The 23,988-nt window shown below is 70.8% G+C and carries 21 protein-coding genes; 8 read left to right on the top strand and 13 right to left on the bottom strand.

Features of this window, described 5'->3' with window-relative positions:
- The first annotated feature begins 125 nt into the window (after positions 1 to 125).
- Positions 126 to 842, top strand: coding sequence for a DUF899 family protein (locus tag AB0J36_RS08220; RefSeq protein ID WP_357118016.1), 717 nt, complete (start codon positions 126 to 128; stop codon positions 840 to 842).
- Positions 843 to 1,030: 188 nt separating this feature from the next.
- On the opposite strand, the gene AB0J36_RS08225 is transcribed toward AB0J36_RS08220, so the two are convergent.
- From AB0J36_RS08225 to AB0J36_RS08240, 4 genes are all read right to left on the bottom strand, one after another.
- Complete coding sequence (locus AB0J36_RS08225; RefSeq protein WP_363660320.1) at positions 1,031 to 2,287, bottom strand: cellulose binding domain-containing protein; 1,257 nt, start codon at positions 2,285 to 2,287, stop codon at positions 1,031 to 1,033.
- Between the two features lie 35 nt (positions 2,288 to 2,322).
- Positions 2,323 to 3,789: a cellulose binding domain-containing protein gene (locus tag AB0J36_RS08230; RefSeq protein ID WP_363660321.1), complete on the bottom strand. Its 1,467-nt coding sequence runs from the start codon at positions 3,787 to 3,789 to the stop codon at positions 2,323 to 2,325.
- Complete coding sequence (locus tag AB0J36_RS08235; protein ID WP_363660322.1) at positions 3,786 to 4,841, bottom strand: pectinesterase family protein; 1,056 nt, start codon at positions 4,839 to 4,841, stop codon at positions 3,786 to 3,788. The genes AB0J36_RS08230 and AB0J36_RS08235 overlap by 4 nt, the downstream gene beginning before the upstream one ends.
- Positions 4,842 to 4,955: 114 nt before the next feature.
- Positions 4,956 to 6,203, bottom strand: a complete 1,248-nt coding sequence (locus AB0J36_RS08240) for an MFS transporter (protein WP_357394621.1) — start codon at positions 6,201 to 6,203, stop codon at positions 4,956 to 4,958.
- Between the two features lie 118 nt (positions 6,204 to 6,321).
- Between AB0J36_RS08240 and AB0J36_RS08245 the strand changes: the two genes are divergently transcribed.
- The 6 genes from AB0J36_RS08245 to AB0J36_RS08270 all read left to right on the top strand — a co-directional run bounded on the left by AB0J36_RS08245 (position 6,322) and on the right by AB0J36_RS08270 (position 12,291).
- Complete coding sequence (locus AB0J36_RS08245) at positions 6,322 to 7,260, top strand: LysR family transcriptional regulator (RefSeq protein WP_357394618.1); 939 nt, start codon at positions 6,322 to 6,324, stop codon at positions 7,258 to 7,260.
- Positions 7,261 to 7,510: 250 nt separating this feature from the next.
- The gene (locus AB0J36_RS08250; protein WP_357394615.1) at positions 7,511 to 7,897 is read left to right on the top strand and encodes a YciI family protein; all 387 of its coding nucleotides are present in this window, start codon (positions 7,511 to 7,513) and stop codon (positions 7,895 to 7,897) included.
- Positions 7,897 to 9,123: a sigma-70 family RNA polymerase sigma factor gene (locus tag AB0J36_RS08255; protein ID WP_357117994.1), complete on the top strand. Its 1,227-nt coding sequence runs from the start codon at positions 7,897 to 7,899 to the stop codon at positions 9,121 to 9,123. The genes AB0J36_RS08250 and AB0J36_RS08255 overlap by 1 nt, the downstream gene beginning before the upstream one ends.
- A gap of 51 nt (positions 9,124 to 9,174) precedes the next feature.
- Entirely contained in the window at positions 9,175 to 10,116 is a 942-nt protein-coding gene (locus AB0J36_RS08260; RefSeq protein WP_357394612.1) for a PaaX family transcriptional regulator C-terminal domain-containing protein, read from the top strand.
- Positions 10,117 to 10,315: 199 nt separating this feature from the next.
- Positions 10,316 to 11,563: a cellulose binding domain-containing protein gene (locus tag AB0J36_RS08265; protein WP_357169722.1), complete on the top strand. Its 1,248-nt coding sequence runs from the start codon at positions 10,316 to 10,318 to the stop codon at positions 11,561 to 11,563.
- A 74-nt stretch (positions 11,564 to 11,637) separates the two neighbouring features.
- The gene (locus AB0J36_RS08270) at positions 11,638 to 12,291 is read left to right on the top strand and encodes a GNAT family N-acetyltransferase (RefSeq protein WP_357170559.1); all 654 of its coding nucleotides are present in this window, start codon (positions 11,638 to 11,640) and stop codon (positions 12,289 to 12,291) included.
- A 26-nt stretch (positions 12,292 to 12,317) separates the two neighbouring features.
- Here AB0J36_RS08270 and AB0J36_RS08275 read toward each other — a convergent pair whose 3' ends face one another.
- Complete coding sequence (locus AB0J36_RS08275) at positions 12,318 to 12,800, bottom strand: hypothetical protein (protein ID WP_357117983.1); 483 nt, start codon at positions 12,798 to 12,800, stop codon at positions 12,318 to 12,320.
- A gap of 277 nt (positions 12,801 to 13,077) precedes the next feature.
- Here AB0J36_RS08275 and AB0J36_RS08280 point away from each other — a divergent pair, with 277 nt between their 5' ends.
- Positions 13,078 to 13,452, top strand: a complete 375-nt coding sequence (locus AB0J36_RS08280; protein WP_357394608.1) for a VOC family protein — start codon at positions 13,078 to 13,080, stop codon at positions 13,450 to 13,452.
- A 60-nt stretch (positions 13,453 to 13,512) separates the two neighbouring features.
- Here AB0J36_RS08280 and AB0J36_RS08285 read toward each other — a convergent pair whose 3' ends face one another.
- From AB0J36_RS08285 to AB0J36_RS08320, 8 genes are all read right to left on the bottom strand, one after another.
- Positions 13,513 to 13,803, bottom strand: coding sequence for a DUF1905 domain-containing protein (locus AB0J36_RS08285; RefSeq protein ID WP_357394606.1), 291 nt, complete (start codon positions 13,801 to 13,803; stop codon positions 13,513 to 13,515).
- Positions 13,804 to 13,861: 58 nt separating this feature from the next.
- Positions 13,862 to 18,529, bottom strand: a complete 4,668-nt coding sequence (locus AB0J36_RS08290) for a tetratricopeptide repeat protein (RefSeq protein ID WP_363660323.1) — start codon at positions 18,527 to 18,529, stop codon at positions 13,862 to 13,864.
- Positions 18,529 to 18,939, bottom strand: coding sequence for a CU044_2847 family protein (locus AB0J36_RS08295; RefSeq protein WP_363660324.1), 411 nt, complete (start codon positions 18,937 to 18,939; stop codon positions 18,529 to 18,531). The genes AB0J36_RS08290 and AB0J36_RS08295 overlap by 1 nt, the downstream gene beginning before the upstream one ends.
- Before the next feature lie 257 nt (positions 18,940 to 19,196).
- Positions 19,197 to 20,009 (bottom strand): hypothetical protein, encoded by an 813-nt coding sequence (locus AB0J36_RS08300; protein ID WP_363660325.1) that lies wholly within the window; start codon positions 20,007 to 20,009, stop codon positions 19,197 to 19,199.
- Between the two features lie 23 nt (positions 20,010 to 20,032).
- Positions 20,033 to 20,683 (bottom strand): response regulator transcription factor, encoded by a 651-nt coding sequence (locus AB0J36_RS08305; protein ID WP_357169707.1) that lies wholly within the window; start codon positions 20,681 to 20,683, stop codon positions 20,033 to 20,035.
- A complete protein-coding gene (locus tag AB0J36_RS08310; protein WP_363660326.1) occupies positions 20,674 to 21,891 on the bottom strand; it encodes a sensor domain-containing protein in 1,218 nt (405 codons plus the stop codon). The genes AB0J36_RS08305 and AB0J36_RS08310 overlap by 10 nt, the downstream gene beginning before the upstream one ends.
- Positions 21,888 to 23,228: an FtsX-like permease family protein gene (locus AB0J36_RS08315; protein WP_363660327.1), complete on the bottom strand. Its 1,341-nt coding sequence runs from the start codon at positions 23,226 to 23,228 to the stop codon at positions 21,888 to 21,890. Before AB0J36_RS08315 ends, AB0J36_RS08310 begins: the two co-directional genes overlap by 4 nt.
- Entirely contained in the window at positions 23,225 to 23,962 is a 738-nt protein-coding gene (locus tag AB0J36_RS08320; protein ID WP_363660328.1) for an ABC transporter ATP-binding protein, read from the bottom strand. The genes AB0J36_RS08315 and AB0J36_RS08320 overlap by 4 nt, the downstream gene beginning before the upstream one ends.
- Between the last annotated feature and the right edge of the window lie 26 nt (positions 23,963 to 23,988).

The following is a 23,988-nucleotide window of genomic DNA, read 5'->3' on the forward strand; positions in this document are numbered from 1 at the left end:
GGGGCTGAATGATCCTCACCACTGTACTGACGACCGCAGACCCCATCCGTCATCGGTCGCCGATGACGATCGCCGACTCGGTCGTCTGTACCTGTAACCGATCCTCACCTACTAAGGAGAACGCCATGACGGCAACCCCCGCCTTCAGCGCCGCCGCGCCCCCGGTCGTCGACCGGGAGACCTGGCTGCGCGAGCGCGACGAACTGCTGGTCCGGGAGAAGGCCCATACCCGCGAAGGGGACGCGATCGCAGCCGCTCGCCGTCAGCTGCCGATGACCTTGATGCCGACGGTGACGGTCCAGGGCCCCGGCGGGGACACCCCGCTGGTGGAGGTCTTCGAGGGCCGCCGGATGCTCATCGCCTACTTCCACATGTGGCACGACGACAAGCCGTACGAGCACCAGTGTGAGGGGTGCACCTTCTCGACCTGTCACATGCAGACGCTGGACTACCTGCACGCTCGGGACGTCACCTACGCCGTGTTCTGCCAGGGCCCCTACGACGAAAGTGCCCCGTTCGCGGAGTTCATGGGCTACCCGTTTCCCTGGTATTCGGCGAGAGACTCCGACCCGGCTCTGGCCGACGGTCGTGACTTCGGGTTCATCGCCTGCTACCTGCGCGACGGCGACAACGTCTACGAGACCTACTGGACCACCGGGCGGGGCGTGGAGGCGTTGATGACCACCTACCACGCGCTGGACCTCACCGTGTACGGCCGGCAGGAGAACTGGGAGAACTCGCCGGAAGGCTGGCCGCGGGTCACCGGGCACCCGTGGCGTCTCAACGGCCGCCCCACCGCGCAATGGTCACGCCCCGGCGTTACGCCAGCGGTGACGACCTGATGATCGAGGTGATCATGCTCGGGTCGACCGCGGTGTCGACCTGCTGCTCGGGCATCCTGCCCATCGTGAGGAACACCTCGACGCCGCCGGGCGTCGTCCGGGCCCGCCGCAGGCCGACCAGTTCTTATGAAACAGGCCCTAGGCGTGATCCGGCCACCGCGCCGGCCCGATCAGCAAAGCGGTGGCTGTCATCTCAGGTAGGCAGCGAGTGGGATGTTCTGCGCCCGCAGGGCGGTGGCGACCAGGCCGGCGATCTGTCTGGCCCCGGCGGTCTCGAAGTGGGTGTGGTCGTTGCAGAAGAACGCGCCCACCGCGCCCGTCGAGTAGTCACCGTTGTTCGGGCACAACCGGAGCGAGTTGTAGAGCGCCACGCTGCTGGCGTGCAGGTCGATGACCGGTACACCGTTGGCGGCGGCCGCGGCCGTCGTCTCGGTGACGAAACCGCGATTGCCGACGGCGGTGTTGCCGCTGCAGGTGATCGCCGCGACCGGGGTGACGAAGATCGGCTTCACCCCTCTGGCCTTGGCGGCCGTCGCCATCACGCCGAGCAGTTCCTTGAAGCGGTTGGCGCCGACGTGTCGCGGGCAGGCCGAGTCACCGTCGTTGATGCCGAACTGGATGATCAGGTAGTCCCCGGCCTTGAAGCCACTGCCGCTGTCCAGCATCGCCGACCATCGCGCGCTGTAGGCGGTCGAGCTGAGCGCGCACTCGCCGGCCGAGTTCTTGGTGGAGGTCACATTGCCCTCGTACAGCCAGGTCTGGATGCTGCGACCGCCGACGGCGCTGTTCTGCACGGTGACGTTGGACGTGAGGTAGGACGCGAACTGGCTGCCCCAGCCGATCGGACAGGAACTGGCGTTCATCATCGTGGAGTCGCCCGCCATCCACACCTTGGTCGGCACGGGCGTCGGTGACGTGGAGGGGCTGGCCGGCGGCGTGCTCGGGCCGGTGCAGGGTGTCGGCGCCGGGGATGGCGTCGATGTCGGCGACGGCGCGGTGGGCGACGGCGTCGGCGCGGTGGGTGTTGGTGCCGGTGGACCGGCACAGGTGGTGCCGTTGAACGAGAACGACGACGGCACCGGGTTGCTGCCGCTCCACGAGCCGGTGAAGCCGAAGTTGACCGACGCGCCGGTGCCGACGGCACCGTTGTAGCTCACGTTGGTGGCGGTGGCCGCCGAGCCGGTGACCGTGAGGGTGGCGTTCCACGCCTGCGTCACGCCCTGCCCGGGAGCGAAGCTCCACGCCAGGCTCCAACTGGTCACCGCGTCACCGAGGTTGGTGACGACGACATCCGCGCCGAACCCGCCGGTCCACTGGCTGGTGACCCGGTAGTCGACAGCGCACGCCGGGGTGGCGGCCTGGGCGGTGGCGATGCCGAGCCCACCGGCCACGACGGTCAGGACCGTTGCCGCCAGAACCACGAGACGCGATCGGCGAACCGTCATCGGGTTACTCCTGCCTCGATCGGAGGCGCTCGCCATCACGTGACGGCGGCGCACGGGGAGCCGTTGAGGGCGAAGCCGGTCGCTCCGCCGAGCGGGCTGTCGGTGATGAATCCGAAGCTGGTCGAACCGGCGGCCGGGATCACCGTGTTCCAGGCGACGTTCACCGCCGTGGCCGCGGCGCCGGACTGGGTGACCGTGGCATTCCAGGACTGCGTGATCCGCTGACTGCCCGGCAGCGACCAGGTCAGTGTCCACCCGTTGATTCCGACGGTGGAGGTGTTGTTGAGCGTCACGTCGAACTGGGCGCCCGTACCCCAGTCACCGGTCTTGCGGTAGGTGACCGCGCAGGCCGCGCCCGCGGAAGGCGTCGGCGCGGGCGTCGTCGGCGGCGGCGTGGTCGGCGCGGGCGTCGTGGGGGGCGGCGTGGTCGGCGCGGGCGTCGTCGGCGGCGGCGTCGTCGGGGCCGGGGTCGTGTTCAGTCGTGCGCTGAGGATCGGGGCCAGCCGGTCGGTGATGGCCTGGTGGCCGGCGTCGTTCGGGTGCACCGAGTCGCTCAGGCCCCCCGACGGCAGCCAGCCGGTGGTGTCCAGGTAGAACACGTTGGCGTCGCCCGCGGCGTTGCGCGCCCGCACCGCCGCCTCCGTCTCCGTCGCGTACCGACCGATGAACGTCCGCATGGCGAAGAGCTTGGCGTTCGGGAACCTGGCCCGGATCCTTGTCAGGAAGGTGGTGTACGCCGTCTGGAAGGCGGCCGCGCTCACGCCGTGGCTCTTGTCGTTGGTCCCCAGGTTGATCACCACGCCGTCGGCGGTGTAGCGGGAGAAGTCCCACGGGTCGGTGCCGACCTGGCCACCGGAGGACATCCAGTAGCGCGTCTCCTGCGCCCAGCACCCATCGGTCGTCTCGGCCAGACACATGCCACCGATCGCGATCTGCGTGTGGTCGTAGCCGAGCCGCTCACCGACCTTGAAGCCGTAGTCCGTCACGGCGAGTTGACTGCTCGTGGCCCCGGCGGTGATCGAGTCGCCGACGAACTCGACCAGCTTGGGGCGGGTCGGTGGCGCGAAGGTGCGCGCGCCGGAGTCGAGGATCAACCCCTGGAAGACCGCGTCACCGGTGTAGGAGCCGGCCACCTGCCGGTAGCTGACGATCAGCGTGTGACTGCCGGCCGCCAGCGCGGTCGGCGTCAGGTTGATCGTGCCGGAGCCGGTGAAGGAGGTGAACGCCCCACCGTCGATGCTCGCCCAGAGTTGGATGGTGTTGCGCTGCCGGAGCTTCACCGTTCGGCCGGTGAACCCGACGCGCAGGTACGCGCCGGCCCAGTAGGGCACGTAGGCCGAGGCGTTCGTCCTGTTCCACCGGCCGACGAAGCTGATGTTCGAGTCGGCCGGCGTGCCGTCGCCGGCCGCGGCCTGGGCGCTGAGCACCGGCAGGCCGGCGGCGAGCACCCCGGCGGCGACCGCGATGAGGGCCGCGGTACGCAGGGAACGGATCGTCGTCATCGGATCGGGTTCCAGCCGTCGGTACCCGCCAGGTAGGCGGTGGGTGTGTACTGGGTGGCGGTGGAGGCGCTCATCTGCGGCCGGTTGGCGTTGATGACGGCCCCGGGCCCGGTGCTGCCGTACTCGGCGAACCGGGCGTTCCGCCACGAGAAGCCGGACATGTCGGTCCACGGGTCGGTGCGGATGTGCGCGCCCATCGTGACGCCCCGGTAGAGGACCTGACCGCGGGCGTTCACGTCGCCGCTGGGGTGCCAGGGCCGGCCCAGGTAGACGGTCCTGGCGGGAGCGTTGCTGGTCAGGGTGGTTCCCCAGAACAGGAAGCCGAACTTGTTGTTGATGTCGGTGGCCGCGGCGGTGAGGTAGCCGTTGTTCGACGACGAGCCCCGCGTCAGCGAGTGCACGGTGCCGTTCTGGAAGACCATGGTGCCCCGCCCGAAGATGAAGTCGACGTCACCCTCCACGTAGGAGTTTCGGACGTAGAGACGCCGGACCGAGCTGACACTGGGCGCGTTGACCAGCAGGGTGTCCTGGTTGCCGAGAACGCGGACGTTGTCGAACTGCACCCGGTCGCCCGAGGTGTTGACAGCGACGGCCTGCTCGGCGTCGAGAGTGTTGGCGGCCTCGTCGAAGTCGTTCGACATGGTCAGGTTCCTGATCGTAGTGTCGTTGGCGTTGACGAAGACCGAGGCGCTGCCGGACGTGCCGTACGTACCGCCACCGGGCTTGGTCTGGCCGGAGGCATGCCCTTCGACGATCACCACCTGGGCGGCGGAACTGCCGGCGCCGACCAGGGTGAGGTAGGGCTTGTTGGCGGGAATGGTGACCACGCCCCGGTAGGTGCCGGGTTTGATGGTGATGGTGACCGGCACGCCGTTGTTCGCCGCGACACTGTCGATCGCCGCCTGCACGGTCGTGTAGGTGCCGCTGCCGTCGGCGGCCACGGTGATGGTCGTCGCGGACGCGGACGCGGCCACCGGGACCGCGGTGGCGAGGGCGCACCCCGTCAGCACCGCCACCGTGCGCAGCCCAAGCACCCTGCCGGACGTGGTCATAAGCGTTCTCCGATCCCCGGGTCACTGCCGACGACCATGTCGACTGGCAGACGACGACGTTAAGTGAACGTTAACATCGACGTTCGGGAATATAAAGCGGATGTCCGCGGAAGGTCACCCGACCCGGACGTCGCGCCCGGACGTACTGGCCTCGGGGGCCACCGACGGTGTCCGGCTGGGCAGCAACAGCGGGGTGGCAAGCAGCAGGACTCCGGAGAGCGTGATCGCGGCGAGCGGGCTGGTGAGCGTGGCGAGAAGACCCCAGCCCACCATCAGGGCAGCCTGCAGGAGCTTGCCGACGGCACTCCACGTGCTGAGCACCCGCGCGGCGTGACCCGCGGGGACCCGGCGCAGGCGTTCGGTCGCGTAGATCGGATTGAAGACTCCCATGCACGTGATCAGCAGTCCCTCGACGACGATCACGGTGACGAGTCCGGGCACACCCGGCTGGACGAGGGCGAGACCGAGTGGGAAGACCGAACGCAGCCAGCCGAAGAGGATCATGACCCGGTGTCGGCCGTGGCGGCTCACGAGGCGCGCGGAGAGGCGGGCGCCCAGCAGCCCACCGAGCGCCGGGATGCCGAAGGCGAGGCCGTACTGCCACGCCGGCAGGTGGTACTGGCCCAGCAGGAGCACGGCCAGCAGCGGCGCGGTGGCCATGATGAGGCCACCGACCAGAATCGAGTTGAGGAACAGCCCGCGCAGGACGCCGTCGCCGAGGATGAGCCTGCCCCCGTGCAGCAGGTCGGCGGGCCGCAGCCCCGCAGCGCGGCCACGAGGTGTGGCGACGTCGCCGCCCCGCACACGCAGGATCGCGAACGCGGACAGCAGGTAGCTGACGGCGTCGGCCAGGACGGTCACGACTGGACCGAGCAGCCCGGCGAGCGCGCCACCCAGGGGCGGCCCGGCCGCGGTCGCCACCCAGGCCGTGCCCTCGAACCGCCCGTTGGCCGCCAGCAGGTCCGCGCCACGCACCAGATGTTTCAGGTACGCCCCGGACGCGGCGGAGAAGGCGATGCCCGCAGTCCCCGAGATGATCGACACAACCAGCAGTTGACCGTACGACAGCAGCCCGAGGCCGTACGCGGCCGGGACGCTGACCATCGCGACGAAGCGGACGAGGTCCATCGTGATCATCACCGGTCGCTTCGCGCGGTGCTCGACCCATGGCCCGAGGGCAAAGGCCACCACCGCCGCGACCGCGAGACCGGCCGCATCCAGCACCGCCACGGCGACCGCCGAAGAGTCCAGAACACGGACCGCTATCAGCGGAAACGCACCGAAGGCGAGCCAGGTGCCATACGTGCTGGCGGCGTACGCCGACCACAGCCAACCGAAATCGCGCCCCAACCGCCCCCGCATGCGACCCTCCCGAATCCACCGACATCCGGGGGCAGCACAACTCTCGCGCCCGCGCGGAAGCAAACAACTGGGATCCCGCGAGCCACAACCAGCAGTTGTGGATGGGCATAATGAGCCGGTGGATACCGAGGCGGTGCGGTCGTTCGTGCGGGCGGCCGAGTTCGGGCAGTTGCAGCACGCGGCCGACGAGCTGGGGGTGACGCAGCAGGCGATCTCCAAGCGGATCGCGGCGCTCGAACGCGCCCTGGCGGTCCGGTTGTTCACGCGTACCCCCCGAGGGGTCGAGCTGACACTCGACGGCCAGGCGTTCCTCCCGCACGCCCGGGGCATCGTCGCCGGGGTGGACCGCGCGGTCGCCGCGATCAGGCCCGGCTCGCGGGCCCTGCGGATCGACGTTCTCGGCCTGCGCTCCGCGCAGGCCGTGGTCCTGCACGACTACTGGCGCTCCCATCCGCAGACCGACCTCGACGTCGTGACACTGCGGGTCAACGACCCGCGCGAGGCGGTCGCCGCCATCCAGGCGGGCGACGTCGACGCCTCGTTCCGGTCCGTCACCGATCCGACGACGCTGCCGCGCGACGTGCGGATGGTCCACGCCTTCGACTCGGCGCTGGAACTGCTCGTCGGCCCACGGCACCCGCTCGCCGCCGCGCGCACGCTGACGCCGGCCCAGCTTCGGGGGCACCGGATCTGGGTGCCGGGCATCGCGCCGCACAGCGAGTGGGCGGACTTCTACGACCAGCTCACCGAGGCCTTCGACCTACGGATCGACGCCGCCGGGCCGAACTTCGGCAACGAGGTGCTCCTCGACGTCCTCGCCGAATCCCCCGACGTGGCGACCCTGGTCGGCGCGCGCGACAGGTACCTCTGGCCGGCGACGCACGACCTGCGCCGCATCCCGATCGCGCGCCCGACGCTCGCGTACCCGCTCTCGCTCCTCCTGCGCCGCGCGAACCCGCACCCGGGGCTACGCGCGGTGCTCGACCACTGCGCGGGGCTGACGCCGCTGCCCGCGCCGACCTGGCGTCCCTCCTGGGCGTTGGGTCCTGTTTCATAAGGGCGGTCGAGCCGAGCGGAGTCCGGGCGTCCATCCGGCGGCATTGCGGTGGCGTCCGGGGACGCCGCCGACGAGGTCGAGCAGGGTCGCCGTCCGCGTCGACCACCTGTGACGGCCCGCTTCGCGGCATCGGCGCGAGTCCGCGCCGCACCGTCGGAGAATTCTCTGCGACGGTGTCGATGCGCGGTCAGCTCGTTCGACGAAGAGGCGCGAGGGGCGAGCGGCGACCCCGCCGAAGGAGGAGAGGGCAATGGCGAAGTACATGCTGATCATGCGGGGCACCGACGAGTCGAACGCGGCCATGATGGCGTCGATCGACGAGGCGATGGCCGCGACCGGCCAGTTCATCGAGGAGATGCTGAAGGCCGGCGTCCTCCTCGCGGCCGAAGGACTGGACGATCCGGGCCAGGGCGTCGTGGTGGACTTCGGCGGCGACGCCCCGATGGTCACGGACGGCCCGTACGGCGAGACCAGGGAACTGTTCGGGGGCTACTTCCTGCTCGACGTCGACTCGAAGCGGGAGGCCGTCGAGTGGGCCACACGCGTCCCGGCGGTCCGCGGGTCCAAGATCGAGGTCCGGCGGGTGGCGGAGGCCGACGAGGTCCCGGCGGGCAGCGGGAACGACGGCGAGATTTGATGGGTACGGCCGACGTCGAGGCCGTCTGGCGGGTCGAGTCGGCGCGGATCGTCGCCGCGCTGACCCGGTTCACCGGCGATCTCGGGCTGGCCGAGGACGCCGCCCAGGAGGCGGTGGCCGAGGCGCTGGTGTCGTGGCCGCGCGCGTCCCCGGCCAATCCGGCCGGCTGGCTGATGGCCACGGCCCGTCGACGGGCCATCGACACGATCCGCCGCCGGAGCGCGCTGCGCGAGCGGTACGCCCTCCTGGCGACCGACACGGCGGTCGGCTCGGCGCTGGACGAGGAGGTGGACCCCGACCGGATCGACGACGACATCCTCGCCCTGATGTTCGTCAGCTGCCACCCGGTGCTCTCCCCCGAGGCCCGGGTGGCGCTGACCCTGCGCGTGGTCGGTGGGCTGTCCAGCGAGGAGATCGCCCGCGCGTTCCTCGTGCCCGTGCCGACCGTGCAGGCCCGCATCACCCGCGCCAAGAAGACCATCGCGGCGGCCGGGGTGCCCTTCGAGCTGCCGCCGTCCGGCGAGCGCCGGGCACGCCTGGGCGGCGTGCTGCACGTCCTGTACGCGATCTTCACCGAGGGGTCGACGGCCACGTCGGGCGACCACCTGCTGCGCCCGGACGTCGCGTACGAGGCGATCCGACTGGCCCGTGCGCTGGCGGCGCTCCAGCCCGACGAGGCGGAGGTGCACGGCCTGCTCGCGCTGTGCGAGCTGACGGCCGCGCGTTTCCCGGCCCGGGTCGGCCCGGACGGCACGCCGGTCCTGCTCGAGGATCAGGACCGACGGCGGTGGGACGCCGCCGCGATCGGCCGGGGGCTGGCCGCGCTGGCCAGGGCATCGACCGGTCGCCTCGGCCCCTACGGTCTACAGGCCGCTATCGCCGCCACCCACGCGTCGGCGCCGTCGGTGGAGGCGACCGACTGGACCCGGATCGTGCGGCTCTACGACGCGCTCAGCCGGGTCGCGCCGTCACCGGTCGTCGAGCTCAACCGGGCCGTCGCCGTGGCCATGGCCTCCGGTCCGGCGCGGGCGCTGGCCATCGTGGACGAGCTGGTCACCGCCGGCCGACTCCCCGGATCACATCTGGTCCCGACCGTACGCGGCGAGTTGCTGGCCCGGCTCGGTCGGCGGGCGGAGGCCCGCGCCGAGCTGGAGGCGGCGGCCGGGCTCTGCGCCAACCAGCGCGAACGATCGGTGCTGCTGCGCAGGGCGGCCGCGCTGACCTGACGGGCTGCACACCGCCCGGTGCGGCAATCTGGTGAGGTGAACGGTGATGACGTGCGAGCTCCCCGAGCGCAGACCGGGTCCAGCCCGCAGCACCTGCTGGCGACGGTACTCGGCGAGTATCTCGACTCGGCGGACGCCGACCTGCCGTCGGCGGCGGTCATCGCGATCCTCGCGGAGTTCGGGGTCAGCCAGTCCAGTGCCCGTGCCGCCCTGTCCCGACTGGTCAAGCGGGGCCTGATCGCGATGAGGGCGAGCCGACGGCCCCCGGTCTACCACCTGACGCCCGAGGCGATCGCCCGGCATCGCGTGCGGATGCGGCACTTCCTGACGTTCGGCGCTCGGCCACCACACTGGACGGGCGACTGGGTGCTGGCCTCCTTCTCGATCCCGACTTCCGGGCAGGCGTCGCGGCACGCCGTACGCAGAACACTGGGCGCGCTACGTTTCGCGGGCCTGTACGACAGCGTGTGGATCCGGCCGGGATCGGACGCCGCGCCGGCGCAGGGGGCGCTGAGCGAGCTGCTGGACCAGGTCGAGGGCGCCCGGTGGTCGGTGATGCACGTCCGGTTCGACGAGGAGTCCGGACCACACGGTCCGGCCGGCGCGTACGACCTGGCCGCTCTCGCGTCGGAGTACTCGCGCTTCATCCGGCGGTACGCGCCGCTGCGGGCGGCCGTACGTGACAACGAGGTGGACGCGGCGCGGGCGCTGGTGGCCCGGACCTCGGCCATGGACTCCTGGCGGCGGTTCGCCGACATCGACCCGGACCTGCCCGACCACCTGCTGCCGAAGCCGTGGCCCCGCCAGGAGGCCAGGGACACCTTCCTGGAGATCCACTCCGCGCTCGGCGCGCTCGCGCAGGCGCGGCTGGTCGAGGTGGCGACACCGCACTGGCCGGACGCCGCCGCGTGGATCACCCACTTCGAGGCCTCGGAGGACCTCCCGACGGCCGGGTCGGGTGGCATCGGGCCGGCACGCCGAAGCCGGCGTTGAGACCTCTCCAGACATTGACACTTTTCGTTGCGGCAGTGATAGTAACTGCACACCGCTCCCATCGGATCGCCTGTGGGGACCCCGCCGGGTGGTCGACACGTACCTATCGACCTGGCCCGTGGCCTGCGCTCGCCGCGCGAACGTACCGCCGCCACCGCCGCCGCGGGGAGCCCCACCGTGACATCCGTTGGAGGCGCGCATGAGAAGAAGATCGAAGATCTACGCGGGGTTGGCGGCCGCCGTGGTGCCGATCGCCTCGATGATCATTACGCTCGGCGCGACGCCGGCCGATGCCGCCGTGGGCGGTTCCGGCCCCTACCCCGCCGACTACGAGACCTCGGCCAGCCTGACCAACCACACCATCTTCCGGCCGCAGACGCTTCCGTCCGAGCGCCTGCCCATCTTCGTCTGGGGCAACGGCGGCTGCTCGGCCAACGGCCTCTCGCAGGGTAACTTCCTGCGCGAGATCGCCTCGCACGGCTTCCTCGCCATCGCCAACGGGGCCCCGAACGGCTCCGGCTCCACCAACTCCCAGATGCTCACCCAGTCCATCGACTGGGCCATCGCGGAGAACTCCCGGCAGGGCAGCAAATACTTCAACAAGATCGACACGACGAAGGTCGCGGTCGCGGGCTTCTCCTGCGGCGGGCTGGAGGCGTACGCCGTCTCCAACGACCCGCGCGTCACCACCACCGGGATCTTCAGCAGCGGCCTGCTCAACGACGCCGACGACTACCAGCTCAGGAGACTGACCAAGCCGATCGCCTACATCATCGGCGGGCCCAGCGACATCGCCTACCCGAACGCCATCGACGACTGGGGCAAGCTGCCGTCCACGCTGCCCGCCTTCATGGGCAACCTCAACGTCGGGCACGGCGGCACGTACGACCAGACCAACGGCGGCGAGTTCGGCCGCGTCGCGGTGCTCTACCTCAAGTGGCGGCTCAAGGGCGACACCACCGCCGGCGCCAACTTCGTCGGGCCCAACTGCGGCCTGTGCCGTACCCAGTGGACGGTCCAGCAGAAGAACCTGACGCTGGACGGCGACACGCCGCCGACCACGCCTCCACCGACCACGCCGCCGCCCACCACTCCGCCGCCCACGACTCCCCCGCCGACCACGCCCCCACCGACCACGCCGCCGCCGACGGGCGCCGCCTGCACCGCGACCTACGCCGTGCAGGACCAGTGGAACGGCGGCTTCGTCGCCAACGTCACCGTCACCGCCGGAAGCACCGCCCTCAGCGGTTGGCGGGTCACCCTCAACCTGCCCAGTGGCGCCTCAATCACCTCGCTGTGGAACGGTGTCGCGACCGGTAGCAGCGGGACCGTCACCGTCGCGAACCAGAGCTACAATGGACGACTCGCCGCAGGCCAGAGCACCAGTTTTGGTTTCCAGGGCACCGGAAACGGCAGCGGCACCACCGCCAGCTGCACCGGAAGCTGAACCCGAACCACCTCGGCGGTCGGCGCGTGACGCGCCGGCCGCCGAGCGCGTTCCGCCGACCCAAGGAGACGACAATCGCCGAGAGTACGCTGGCCGTCATCCTGCGCGCCGCGGCGGACGGGCACTTCCCGCCGGCCGACGGCGGGACCACCGTCGTACCGCAGCCGTGCCACCGCGACGCCGGCGTCATCGCGTTCACCGCGCACTCCGTGGTGTTCACCAACGAAGACCCCGAATGGGTACGCCACACGCTGGCGGCCATCGACTGCGACGGCCTGGCGGCCACGATGAATCCGCGTTTCCTCGTCGCGCTGCTCGACCGCACCGGGCGCCGCACCGACACCATCGACCTGCTGACCGTCGCGAGTCCGCTAACCGGCCCGCCCCCGCTGCGGCTGACCGAAGTCCCGGACGCCGGTCACGCCCGCGCGGGCCGGGCTCGTCGCCGTCGTGACGACGTCCGGGTCTGGGCCGCCGACGGCGGGGTGGTCGTGCTGGGCCGAGGCGTGGCGGGCCGCTGGGAGACGGCGATCGAGGTCGACGAGGACTGCCGCCACCGGGGCCTGGGGCGGGCGCTGGCCACGGCCGCCCGACATCTCGTACCCGATGGGCAACCGCTCTGGGCACAGCAGGCGGCCGGCAACGCCCGCAGCGTGCGCGCCTTCCAGGCGGCCGGGTTCCGCCCGGTCGGCGCGGAGGCGCTGCTGTTGGCGACGGCTGGGGCGTAGCTCAGGCCCAGAATGTGCTGGCGAGTTCAGGACGACCTCCACACCTGAAACGTCTGCTGGAGTCGCCACTCCCCGTCGGGCTGCCGCGCCTCGTTGCGCCAGCGGAACTCGTCGGCACCGATGTCGGAGAAGGTCCACCGCAGGTCACCGCCGTCGAGCACGATCTCGTCGCCGACCCGGGACGCCAGGAAGGTGTGTGTCCGCCGGCGGGCCGGGCCCACCCACGTCGAACGCCACACCCCCGCACCCGCCGACGGGTCGGGGAACCGCACGCTGACGCCGTGTTCGACGCCCGGCAGGATCCAGACGTCGGTGGTCGCCCGCCCGCCGAGCGCGTACCCGAAGTGCCACTCGCCACGACGGACGGTCGACGACCCGTCGGGTTCGTACTCGGTGCAGTCCAGCGTCCAGGAGCCCGCGAACTGCCCGAACAGGCTGAGGTCGACACCATCGGCCGGGCCGTCCGCGAGGAAGGCCGCGCCGACGACGCCGGAGAGATCGATCGCCATGCCGGAGACGATAGCCAAACGTCCGAGCTTCGCGTTCGCTCGGCGGTAGGTGGTGGTCACGCACGTGAGAAGGCATCGTGTTAGCCTCTTGATGCGCCCCAGATGGGCCTACCCCCGGAGGTTCTGGCTACTTCAGCCGCCATGCCGAGATCGACGCGTACGCGTCTCCCGCATGGGTCCGGGGCGTTCTCGCCTCCGGGGTCTGTCAAATCAGTACGGCTGCTGGACGCCGTGTGCTTCCGGTCGGGTCTTCGGATCGACCGAAAGACGGGTACTCGTGACGGTCACGTTCAACCACACCATCATCGCCTCGACGGACAAGCACGCGTCGGCGGCCTTCTACCGGGAACTGTTCGGACTCCCGGAGGCGCCCTCGTGGGGGCCGTTCGTCAATGTACTGCTGGACGAGGGGGTGCTGCTCCAGTTCGCCGAGCCGCCGGTGGACATCCAGATGCAGCACTACGCGTTCCTCGTCGACGACGAGCTCTTCGCGCGTGGCCTGGCGTACATCCAGGAACGAGGCGTCACGTACTGGGCCGACCCGCAGATGAAGCGGCCAGGTGAAACCAACACCGAGCACGGCGGCCGAGGGGTCTACTTCAAGGACCCGGCAGGACACGCGATCGAACTCATCACGCGCCCGTACCTCTAGCAGCCCTCCTGGTCGGACGCTGTGGCTCAGCGTCCGACCAGGGCGGGTGGGCGAGCCGCCCTACCGCGGCCGGACAGCGAGGTGGATGTGCACGACGTCGTCGAGGGCAATGCCCTCCTTGTTGCGCACCGAGTCCCGCAGCGGAAGGACGTAGCCCCCGTCCCTCGGGAACAGCGAGGTGCGCCACCGGCTTCGCCCAAGCCGGACCTCGACCGGGATCATCCCCCAGCCGTAGGTGACGGCGGATGCCACCTGACGCACCATGTCGACGCACTCGGCTGGAATCGTTACGAAGTGGTACGGCGATGGCCCGCGCCACTCCCACACGGCATCCTCGAACTCGTACTCCACCACGGCATCAGATCACGCCGAACCCGTTGCCGTAGGGGCACGGCAAGACGGCGTGCCCCTACTCCTCGCCAACGACGGACCGCCCTGTGCCGTCTTCCTGCTCTGGACCTTCCGCCTGGTCCAGTAGTGCGATCAGCGTCCGCACCGATTGTTCGTCGAGGGCAGCGATGACGGCGCCGCGAAAATCGTGCTCGCCGAGCATCCTGCGGAGCTCACGGAGCCGGGCGAAATTGAAGCCGGCTTGGGGAACGCCGATCCCGAGCCGTATCGCGAGGGCCTGGCAGTGGAAGGTCACCGCCTCGCCAAATTCCCCCATTTCGGTACGCAGAGTCCCGAGCTGGCTGATTGAGGTGGCCATATCGGCCTGGTTGCTCAGCCCTTCGTTGATCGCCCGAGACTGCTGGTAACGGCGTTCGGCCTCACGGTAGTCACCCCGAAGCTGAGCGAGTACGCCCATCTGGTGGTAACTGGCAGCCATACCAGACTGATTCCCCAGCTCCTCTTTGATCGCCAGGGACTGCTGGTAACGGTGTTCAGCCTCGCCGTAGTCACCCCGCTCCTGCGCGAGGATGCCCAGATGGTGGTAGTTGATAGCCATGCCGGACTGGTTGCCCAGCCCTTCGTTGATCGCCAGAGACTGCTGGTGACGGCGTTCGGCCTCCTCGTAGTCACCCCGAAGCTGGGCGAGGGTTCCGAGCTGACCGTAGCTGGCGGCCATGCCGGCCTGGTTTCCCAGCTCCTCCTCGATGGTCAGGGACTGCTGGTAACGACGCTCCGCCTCGGCATAGTCACCCCGATACTGAGCGAGGATGCCGAGCTGGTGGTAACCGGTAGCCATGCCAGACCGATTCCCCAGCTCCTCCTTGATCGCCAGGGACTGCTGGTAACGACGCTCCGCCTCGCCGTAGTCACCCCGCCCCTGCGCGAGGATACCCAGCTGGTGGTAATTGGCAGCCATGCCGGACCGGTTGCCCAGCCCCTCGCTGATCGCCAGAGACTGCTGGTAACGGCGTTCGGCCTCACCGTAGTCACCCCGAAGCTGGGCGAGGGTTCCGAGCTGACCGTAGCTGGCGGCCACGCCGGCCTGGTTTCCCAGCTCCTCCTCGATGGCCAGGGACTGCTGGTAACGACGCTCCGCCTCGGCATAGTCACCCCGATACTGAGCGAGGATGCCCATCTGGTGATAGCTGCTGGCCATGCCGGCCTGATTCCCCAGCGCCTCCTCAATGGCCAGGGACTGCTGGTAACGACGCTCCGCCTCGGCGTAGTCGCCGCGAAGCTGGGCGAGGATGCCGAGCTGCTGGTACCAGGCCGGCCGACGGGGTGAATTTTCAGGAAGCCAGCGCAGGGTGTCGTGGATGAGGCTGGCCTCTCGGTCCCAGGCCCCCCACTCGTCGAGTTGGCTGCAGATGTGCTCGGTGATGGTGCCGGCGGTTTCCAGATCGCCGGCGGCCAGCAGGTGGTGCCGGCTCTCGCCGAGATCGTGGAGGTCGTCGAGCCGATCTTGCGGCCATCTCCCCACGCGCCACTGCCAGTATGTCGCGGCGGCCCGGTGGGCGGCGGTGACCAGCCCGGGGCGGTGGTGCGGACCTTGGTCGCTGTTCCAGTGGCGATGCAGCTCGGCGGCGGTCCAGCGGTGCATCACGATCCGGCCGTCATCGACGATCGCTATCAGACTGGTAGTGGCGAGTTTCTGGGCCAGCCCGGCCATCCCCGGTGGTGCGGTGAACGGGGGCTGAGGCGGTCGGCGTGCCTGCTCAAGAAGCCGGACGAGACGTTCGGTGTCTACCGGGGTCAGCGGGCTGTCCTGCCCGATTGCCTCCGCCAGCCCGTTGAGATCGAGTGCATAACGCGACAGCAGGTCCGTGATCTCCGCGGCCGCCTCCGCCATGTCGCCGGGCTGCTGTTCGGCATCCGGCTTCGCGACACCGACCTGGAAGAGCAGCCCGTTGACGTCGACGGGTTCGCGGTAGACGCTGATCCCGGCCAGCAGCCGGACCGCGCCCTCGATGGCGTCGAGGCGGGTCAGGTGCTCGGTCAGCAGGACATCGTCGGCGGCCAGCGTGACCGTGTCAGCCAGCGCTGCGTCCAAAGTGCGCTGTTGGGCCAGCCAGGCGGCCGTGCCGGCAGTACCGAGCCGTGTTTCGACGGCGTGGTGGAGGCGTCGGGTGATGTCGGCGAAGCGGCCCCGTCCGGCCGGGTCGCCGCCATTGCCGGGCAGCAGCGCGTCGAGGTACTCCAAGGCCCGAGGATGCCCACCGACGGTCTGCCAGATGCGCTGCACCGCGTCGATATCGGCGGCGTGCCGGTCCAGTCGGGGCAGCGACCACAGCAGCTTTCGGGTCTCGGCCAGGCTCAACGGCGGCACCTGGTAGGGATGCAGCCGTTCGGCGGCCGGAACGGGTAGCCCGAACCGGTAACGGCTGGTGATCAGCAGCCGGCTCCGGCCAGGGCTGGTCAGCCATGCGGCCAGCAGTCCCGCCAGCCCGGAATCCCCGACTGACCAGCCGCCGTCGATGCCGCCGTCACGGATCAGGTTGTCCTCGAAGTTGTCCAAGACCACCAGGATCCTGACCCCGGCCAGAACCTGGTCGCGCAGCAGCGCGAACCGGTCCGACCAGGGCAGGTCGACCCGACCGGCCGTCTGCACCGCGACCATCGGCGGGCCGCTGAACTGTGTCCGCAGCACCAGTTCCCGGCGAGCCGCGTCGGCGAGCGCGGTCAACAGCCCGTCGACGGTGACCGGCCCGGTCACGGTGACCAGACGCCAGTCCGGCGAGGTGTCCAGCAGGCGGCGCACCACCTCGGCGGCCAGGGTGGTCTTCCCGACCCCACCGATGCCGTGCAGCAGCACAGCCGTACCGGTGCCGTCACTGAGGAGGCCGGGCAGAACGCGCTGGGCGGGTCGGCGACCGACGAACTGCCCGACGGGCCGGGCGAGGAGGCCGCCCAGGTCCGGCACGATCTCCGCGCGAGATTCGGCTGGTGCGGTGCCGTCCGCGACGGCCACCGAGGGTGTGGCGGCCAGCACGCTGACCACGCTCCACTCGTCCATGCCCCCGACCGCCTGGGTCAACGGGTCCGGACCGGTGGCCAGGTCTCGTTGCACGCGCCGACGGGCCTGCGCCACCGCCGCGACCACATCCGGCCGCGCCGATGCCGCCAGCTCGGCGTACACGGCGGCGAACAGCCTCGTGGCGTACACGTCGGTGACCGAGGTCTGCGTCGCGATCACCGCGCCCGCGCCCCGCCGGGCCAGCCTGGCGGCGAACGACCCCGCGCCGTCCTCGCCGTCGACATCGGTGTAGCAGGCCGCCAGTGAGATCACCCGCGGCATCCGGCCCTCCGGGATCGCCTCCGCTATCAGGGTTTCCGGGTCCACCGACCGCGGACGCCCCTGCTCGTCCTCCAGGTGCAGGACGCCCGGCGCACCGTGTGCGGACAGGTGCAGCACATGCGTGGTGTCCTCGGCGAGGACCGCACGGATGGCCGCCGTCGTGGCGAACGGCACGATCCGCACCACCGCCCGGCTGCGGTGCGCACCGTGCACCGCGTCCAGGACACTGCCCAACTCCCGCTCGTAATCCAGCAGCGGACCACTGCCGGCCTCCGGCGAGGCGATCGCCACCACGATCCGCAACGGCCCCGGCGCCGCAGCCGATCGGGAGCCGGCCACATCCACCCTCCGATACACCGACACCAGCTCGTGCAGCACCACCGGACGGCCGGTCACCGGCTCCGGCAATGCCTCCCACGGCAGCCACCACCAGTCCGGCGCCTGCACCCCCACCCGCACCGGCACGTGCTCCCGCTGGGCACGGCGGATCACCCGGGCAAGCGCCTGCGCCACCGCGACCGGCAGAAATGATTCCGCCATCAGCTCGCCGGCGCGCCGCAACGACACCACGCCGGCGGCCTGGCCACCGGTCGCAAGGTCACGTACCACCGCACGTAGCCGAGCGCGTTCCCGGCGTACGTCGTGCAAGGCGTTGGCCAGACCAGCCGAGACACCACGATGCTCCGCGGTCACGTCCTGGCCACACCCCGACAGGCGCACCTCTGACTGCGACACCGTCAGCACCAGGTCCAGCAGACCATTGGCCGGCGTCGTCTCCTCGACGACGACCGACGCCACCCCTTCCAGCAGCGCGGACAGGTCTTCCACCCGCGACACCCACACGGCGCCGGCCAGCCAGCCGTCCTGCGAGTTGTAGCGGCCGGAAACCACGCCGACCACCGCCCGGTCGGACGCCCGCAGCACCGGCGCACCACTCATGCCGGGCATCACCGCGTCCGCCTGTAGACGTGACCACAACACGCCGTCCCGCAGCGCCGGCCCGCGCCAGTGGCCTCCAGCGGTCAGCAGCTCGTACTCGTGCCCGTCGTCCTCGACCGTCGGGTAGCCGGCCGTCGTCACCGCCTCGTTGTCCCGCACCCCGTCCGAGACAACGAGGTGCGACGCCGACCCCGGAAGCGGCCGCTCGGCGCGCAGGACCGCCAGGTCGTGCACCTCGTCGAAGCGTTCGACCGTCGCGTCCCATCCCGCACCGACGCCGACGGGCCCGACCCGCACCATGGATCCCACCGCCGCCGCACCGATATCCACGAGAACGTGGTGGGCTGTGACCAGCACACCCCCCTCGACCTGGAAACAGGTGCCGGCAGGCGACGCGCCATCAGCAGCAACCCAGCCGAGAAAGTCGTAGCCGGCCACCCGCACCGTCATTACGCGCCGTCCTGCGGCGCCTCAGTTTCGGTGTCCGCGTCGTCCGGGGCCGCTTCGCCCGGCCCGAGATGCACAGGGTCGGCACTCGCGCCATAGGTGATCTTCACCTTCAGCGATGCCTCACCCGCGGCGCCCGCAACGATCACGTCACCCTTGGCCGACACCTTCAGCCCGAACTCGACCTCGACCGACTCCGGGCTACCGACCCGGCGCGTAACCCGGCCGACCGTGCGCGCCGTCGACACGGCGATCTCCTCCACCGCCGACTGCGCCCGCTCGAACGCGCCTGCCGCGTAGTCCACCGCCCGATCGACGCGTCCCGGTGTCGACGTCTGCTGAGAACCAGCCGCAGGCACGACCTCGACCAGCACCTCGACCGCACCCACCCGCACAGGAACCGTCTGCGCCACGGAAGACTCCTTCGCCGAGAAATGGTAGAAACCGTCCGACCATCAAGTGGAGACACCAGACAAGATCGAGCAAGGCCCGGCAGGGGTCAAAATAAAGCACAAACGAAGTGCCACCCGCCAGGGCCACAGCACCGAAATGCCCCAAACGAACGGGCGAAGTCAGGGATCCGACAACAGTTTCGGTACGCAACAAGATGGGCTGACAACAGTTCCGAAGAATTGGACAGATCACGCTCAGGAGAAGGCCTTACGCGCTCTCATCGCAATCCGCAGGAGGCCACAGTGGCATCGTCCGGAACCACGGCGTCGGGGTCGCCGCTCACCCGCGCCTCGAACGCACGGATACGCCGGATGACGCCGGACGGCCCGTCGGCGGCAAGTAGTTCCCGCACCCCCGGCCAGTCGGTCAGACCGTACGGGGTGACGATCCGGCTGGCACCGTTGCTGAGCACCGCGATGCCGTGCAACTCGTCGAGGGCGACGCTCCCGGTCACCGCCTCCCACGCCGCCCGCGGATCGTCCTTGGCGATCCAGTAACCGCCCGGCCGGTTCCGACGAGCGCGCAGTGCCAGGGCGCAGGAGGCGCGGATGCGGTCGTACTCCGGGGTTCCGGGTGTGATGCCGGCCAGGGGCGCCGAGCATTCCCGCCGGGCGACCACCTCGCGCTCGTCGGTGACCACCCGCACGCCGCCGCCGACCTCATCGAGCACGAGGTACGAGTCCGCGAGCAGAAGGTGCTCCAGCCGTCCCCGGTGGACGCGGGCCATCAGAGCGGTCGCCTGCGGGCTGCTGGGATCGGTGATGTCGCAGGTGGCGCGATGCGCGGCGGCCGTCTCAGCGATGGCGTCGGCGAGGATGGCCGCGAGGCCCCGCCCGTCGGCCCGCGACAGACCGCCGAGCAGCGTGCCGCCGAGACGATGGGTGTACCAGGCGACCCCGTGCGCGCAGAACGCCTCGGCCCCTGGAATGCCGGCGCCGTCCAGCAGGACGAGAGCGCCGGGCACCGCCCCCACGAAGTCCTCGTTCGGCCGGCCGGCCCTACCGGCGCTCGTCGCGAGACTGACGTGCATGGGCCGCTCCTTGCCACGAGAGATCAGCGTGCCGCGTTCAGATAGCGCAGTACGGCGAGAACTCGCCGGTGGTCGGTTCGCGCCTGGGGTAGGTCGAGTTTGGTGAAGATGGCCGTCACGTGCTTCTCCACGCTGCGCGGGGCGAGGTGGAGCGACTCGCAGATGGCGAGGTTGGACCGGCCCTCGGCCAGCATCCCCAGGACCTCGCGCTCCCGCTCGCTGAGCCGGGCGACGCCCGCGTCCACCGACGGCGCCGCCAACAACTGGCGCACCACCTCCGGATCCAGCGCCGTCCCGCCGGCGGCCACCCGGCGCAGCGCGTCGACGAAGTCCTCGGTGCTGACGATCCGGTCCTTCAGCAGGTAACCGACCCGACCCGGGTGCTCGGCGATCAGTTGCCGCGCGTACCGGGTCTCCACCCACTGCGAGAAGACCAGCACGCCGGTGTCCGGGTGGGCCGCCCGGATGGCCAACGCCACCCGCAGGCCTTCGTCGGTGAAGGTCGGTGGCATCCGTACGTCGACCACCGCGGCGTCCGGTCGGTGTTCGTCGACCGCCGCGCGCAGGTCGTCACCGTTGTCCACCGCCGACACGACGGTGATCCCGTGATCGGTCAGCAGCAACGTGATCCCGTCGCGCAGCAACGGGTTGTCCTCGGCGATCACTACGCGCACGGCAGCTCCACGGTGATGGTCGTCGGTCCCCCGGGCGGACTGTCCAGCCAGAGCGCGCCGTCCAGCGATTCAGCTCGTCGGATCAGCCCCGCCAGACCCGTACCCCTGCTCCCGGATCGCGCCCCGCCGCGCCCATCGTCGCTGACGGTCAGGCGCAGGACGCCATTCTGCGCGCGAAGGTCCAGCCGGATCCGGCTGGCCCCGGCGTGCTTCGCCACGTTGGTGAGGAGTTCGGCGGCGCTGAAGTACAGCGCCGATTCCAGGTCGGGTGTCGGGCGCTCGGGCAGGTCCACGTGTACCTCGACGGGCACCGCGCTGCGCGCGGCCAGGGTCTCGATCGCGGTGCTCAGGCCGGTGTCGAGCGCGGGCGGGTGGATGCCCCGCACGATGTCCCGCAGCTCGGTCAGCGTCTCCACCACCGAGCCCCGGGCCTGGGCCACCATCGCCTTCAGCTCCGGCTCACCGGCTCGCCCCTCGATACGCGACAGACCCACGCCGAGCGCGACCAGCCGGGCCTGCGTACCGTCGTGCAGATCCCGTTCCACCCGCCGCAGCAGCGCGGCCGCGTCCGCCCGCAGCGCGGCCCGGCTGGCCTCCAGAGCCGCTATCCGGACCCGCTCGGGTCCCGGCTCCAGCAGTGCCCGCACCAGCCACCGGTCCAGCGACACGATGAGTCGGAAGTACCACGGGAACACCAGCAGCGCGGTCAACCCCTGCGCGGCCAGTGCCCAGGAGCCGCCCCACGGCGGGTCTTGCGGAAAGCGGTGCACCCACACGGGGTAGGTGACGCCCACCAGACCTCCGACGACAAGGGCCCCGCCGAGGTACGCCCCCGCGGCCATCAGCGGCAGCCGGGCGAAGCAGTACGCGAGGGCCTTCCAGCCGCTGGCGTCCGTCAACACCGCGCGTGCCCAGCGCACCGGGCCCGTCCCCCGGCGGCCCACGGGCGGCGGGTTCGGCCAGCTCCAGCCGAGGAACAGCCGGGCCGGCCCCCGGAAGTACCGAACGGTCAGCCGCGCGAGCAGCAGCACACCGGTCAGCAGTGGTAGCCCGATCGTCAGCAGCGACAGCGCGGAGAACACCAGCCCCAGCAGCGCTATCGCGAACGTCGGCACGGCCAGCACGGTGCCGGTGACCGTGTATCCGACCTCACGCCAGGTACGGGCGGTCGTCGGAGCACGCAGGACCACGCCGACGACGGACCTCACGGGTCCACCGCCAGCGACTCCACCGCCGGGCGGCGCATCGCGACCAGCGCCGGCACGACGGTGCCCAGCAGCACCAGGCCAAGCACCACGGCCAGGCCGCCGGCCAGTTGCCCGGGTGGCAGGTAGGGCATCCACGTGCCCAGCATGCCGTGCAGCATCGGCACCATGGTGACCATCGCGACCACGGTACTGACCGCCAGGGCGGTCACCGTCACCAGCAGGGCTTCGCAGACGACCACGGCCAGCGCGCGCATCCTGCTCGCGCCGACCAGCCGGGTCACCGCAAGCTCCCGGCGTCGGGACAGGAGTACGGTCACCAGCGTGTTCACCGCGGCGACGGCGGCGAAGGCGACGTAGACGGCGGTGCCGGAATACTCCGTCCACACCTGCGCCGCCGGGTCGGGAGCGCCGTGCACACGCGCGGACGTGGTGTGCGTGACCACCTTCACCGTGGCGAACGCGATCGCCAGGACCAGTGGCACCAGCGCGCCGGACAGCGCCGTGGCGCGCACCGCGAGGTTGTCCGCCGCCAGCGCCCCGGTACCCCCGAACAGTCGCGTCAGCGGAGCGGCCAACCGCAGCAGGACCGGGCCGAGGAAGCCGGCTCCCACGCACATCGCCAGCATGGTGAAGAGACTCGACTCACCGGCCTTGGCCGGGTCGCCCTTCGCGATCAGGATCGACAGCACGACGCCGCCGGCCAGGAGGACCACCCCGATCGCGGTACGCAGCAGGCTGATCCGACGCCGCGGGACGGCCGTCTCGGTCAGCGCGGCGGCGGGGCGTACCCGTGCTGGTCGCATCGCGGCGGTCAGCGCGCCAACCACCGACGCCCCGACGGTGATGCCCAGCGCCGCGGGCAGTGCCGCAGGCGACGGGTGGAACGTCACGCCGGGCGGGATCGCCTGGTGTCCGGTGAGCCCCGCCAGCCAGGCGTGGGCGAGCAGGGCACCGAGCGGTACGCCGAGCACGGTCGCCGGCACCGCCACCACGGCGGCCTGGGCCGCCACCGCGCGGCGCACCCGGCCGGGAGTGGCACCCACCGCTCGCACCAGCGCGATGTCCCGCGCCTGCCGGGCGATCGACGACGTCATGGTCAGTCCGACGATCAACGCGGTCAGGTACACGGACACCACCACGAACAGCGTGGCTATCTCGGGGATCGAGCTCTCGGTCAGCACCTGCCGGGCGGGCGGGTCCAACCGCGCGCCGGACATCGAGGAGCTGGCGCCCAGCGCTCCGGACACCAGCGCGGCGGCCAGGCACTGCGTGACGAACGGACCGGCGAAGGCCCACGGCTGCTTGCGCAGCGCCTGCCGGGTCAGTCCCGCGCTCACCGGGCCACCGCCGGGTCACCCGTGGTGGCACGCAGCCGCTCCCCGATGTGTGCCGCATCGGGTGTCGGGCCGTCCGCCACCACCTCGCCGTCGCGCAGCAGGACGAGTCGGTCGCTCCAGGCCGCCGCCATCGGATCGTGGGTGACCATCACCACCGTCACCCCGGCCCGGTCCACCCCGTCACGCAGCAAGCGCAGCATCTGCTCACCGGTCGTCGGATCCAGCGCCCCGGTCGGCTCGTCCGCGAACACGACGGCGGGACGACTGGCCAGCGCGCGGGCGATGGCGACCCGTTGGCGTTGGCCGCCGGACAACTCGCCGACCGGCCGACCGGCCAACCCGGACAGACCCACCTCGGCCAGCACCTCGTCGAGTGGGCGCGGACGCGGTCCACCCAGCCGCCGGGGCAGCAGCACGTTCTGCCGCACCGTCAGCTCCGACAGCAGGTTGTACGACTGGAAGACGAAACCCACCCGGTCGCGACGCAGCCGGGTCAGCGCGCCTTCGCGCATTCGGGTGACGTCCCGGCCGACCAGGCGGACCCGCCCCGACGTCGGCCGGTCCAACCCCGCCGCGCACTGCAGCAGGGTGCTCTTGCCCGAGCCGGTGGCTCCCATCACCGCCACGAACGTGCCGGCCGGCACCACGAGCGAGATGCCGCGAAGGGCGGCGAGCGGCCGTCTGCGCGAGCCGTAGGTGCGGGTCACGCCGTCGAGTTCCACCACGTTGTCCATGTGTTCCACCCTCGACGCCGACGGCG

This window comes from Micromonospora sp. NPDC049662 (genome assembly GCF_040675055.1).
Classification (GTDB): domain Bacteria; phylum Actinomycetota; class Actinomycetes; order Mycobacteriales; family Micromonosporaceae; genus Micromonospora.

Coding starts and splice junctions, on each gene's coding strand:
- AB0J36_RS08220 (WP_357118016.1), top strand. CDS start 126: ATGACGGCAACCCCCGCCTTCAGCGCCGCCGCGCCCCCGGTCGTCGAC.
- AB0J36_RS08225 (WP_363660320.1), bottom strand. CDS start 2,287: ATGACGGTTCGCCGATCGCGTCTCGTGGTTCTGGCGGCAACGGTCCTG.
- AB0J36_RS08230 (WP_363660321.1), bottom strand. CDS start 3,789: ATGACGACGATCCGTTCCCTGCGTACCGCGGCCCTCATCGCGGTCGCC.
- AB0J36_RS08235 (WP_363660322.1), bottom strand. CDS start 4,841: ATGACCACGTCCGGCAGGGTGCTTGGGCTGCGCACGGTGGCGGTGCTG.
- AB0J36_RS08240 (WP_357394621.1), bottom strand. CDS start 6,203: ATGCGGGGGCGGTTGGGGCGCGATTTCGGTTGGCTGTGGTCGGCGTAC.
- AB0J36_RS08250 (WP_357394615.1), top strand. CDS start 7,511: ATGGCGAAGTACATGCTGATCATGCGGGGCACCGACGAGTCGAACGCG.
- AB0J36_RS08255 (WP_357117994.1), top strand. CDS start 7,897: ATGGGTACGGCCGACGTCGAGGCCGTCTGGCGGGTCGAGTCGGCGCGG.
- AB0J36_RS08265 (WP_357169722.1), top strand. CDS start 10,316: ATGAGAAGAAGATCGAAGATCTACGCGGGGTTGGCGGCCGCCGTGGTG.
- AB0J36_RS08275 (WP_357117983.1), bottom strand. CDS start 12,800: ATGGCGATCGATCTCTCCGGCGTCGTCGGCGCGGCCTTCCTCGCGGAC.
- AB0J36_RS08290 (WP_363660323.1), bottom strand. CDS start 18,529: ATGACGGTGCGGGTGGCCGGCTACGACTTTCTCGGCTGGGTTGCTGCT.
- AB0J36_RS08300 (WP_363660325.1), bottom strand. CDS start 20,009: ATGCACGTCAGTCTCGCGACGAGCGCCGGTAGGGCCGGCCGGCCGAAC.
- AB0J36_RS08320 (WP_363660328.1), bottom strand. CDS start 23,962: ATGGACAACGTGGTGGAACTCGACGGCGTGACCCGCACCTACGGCTCG.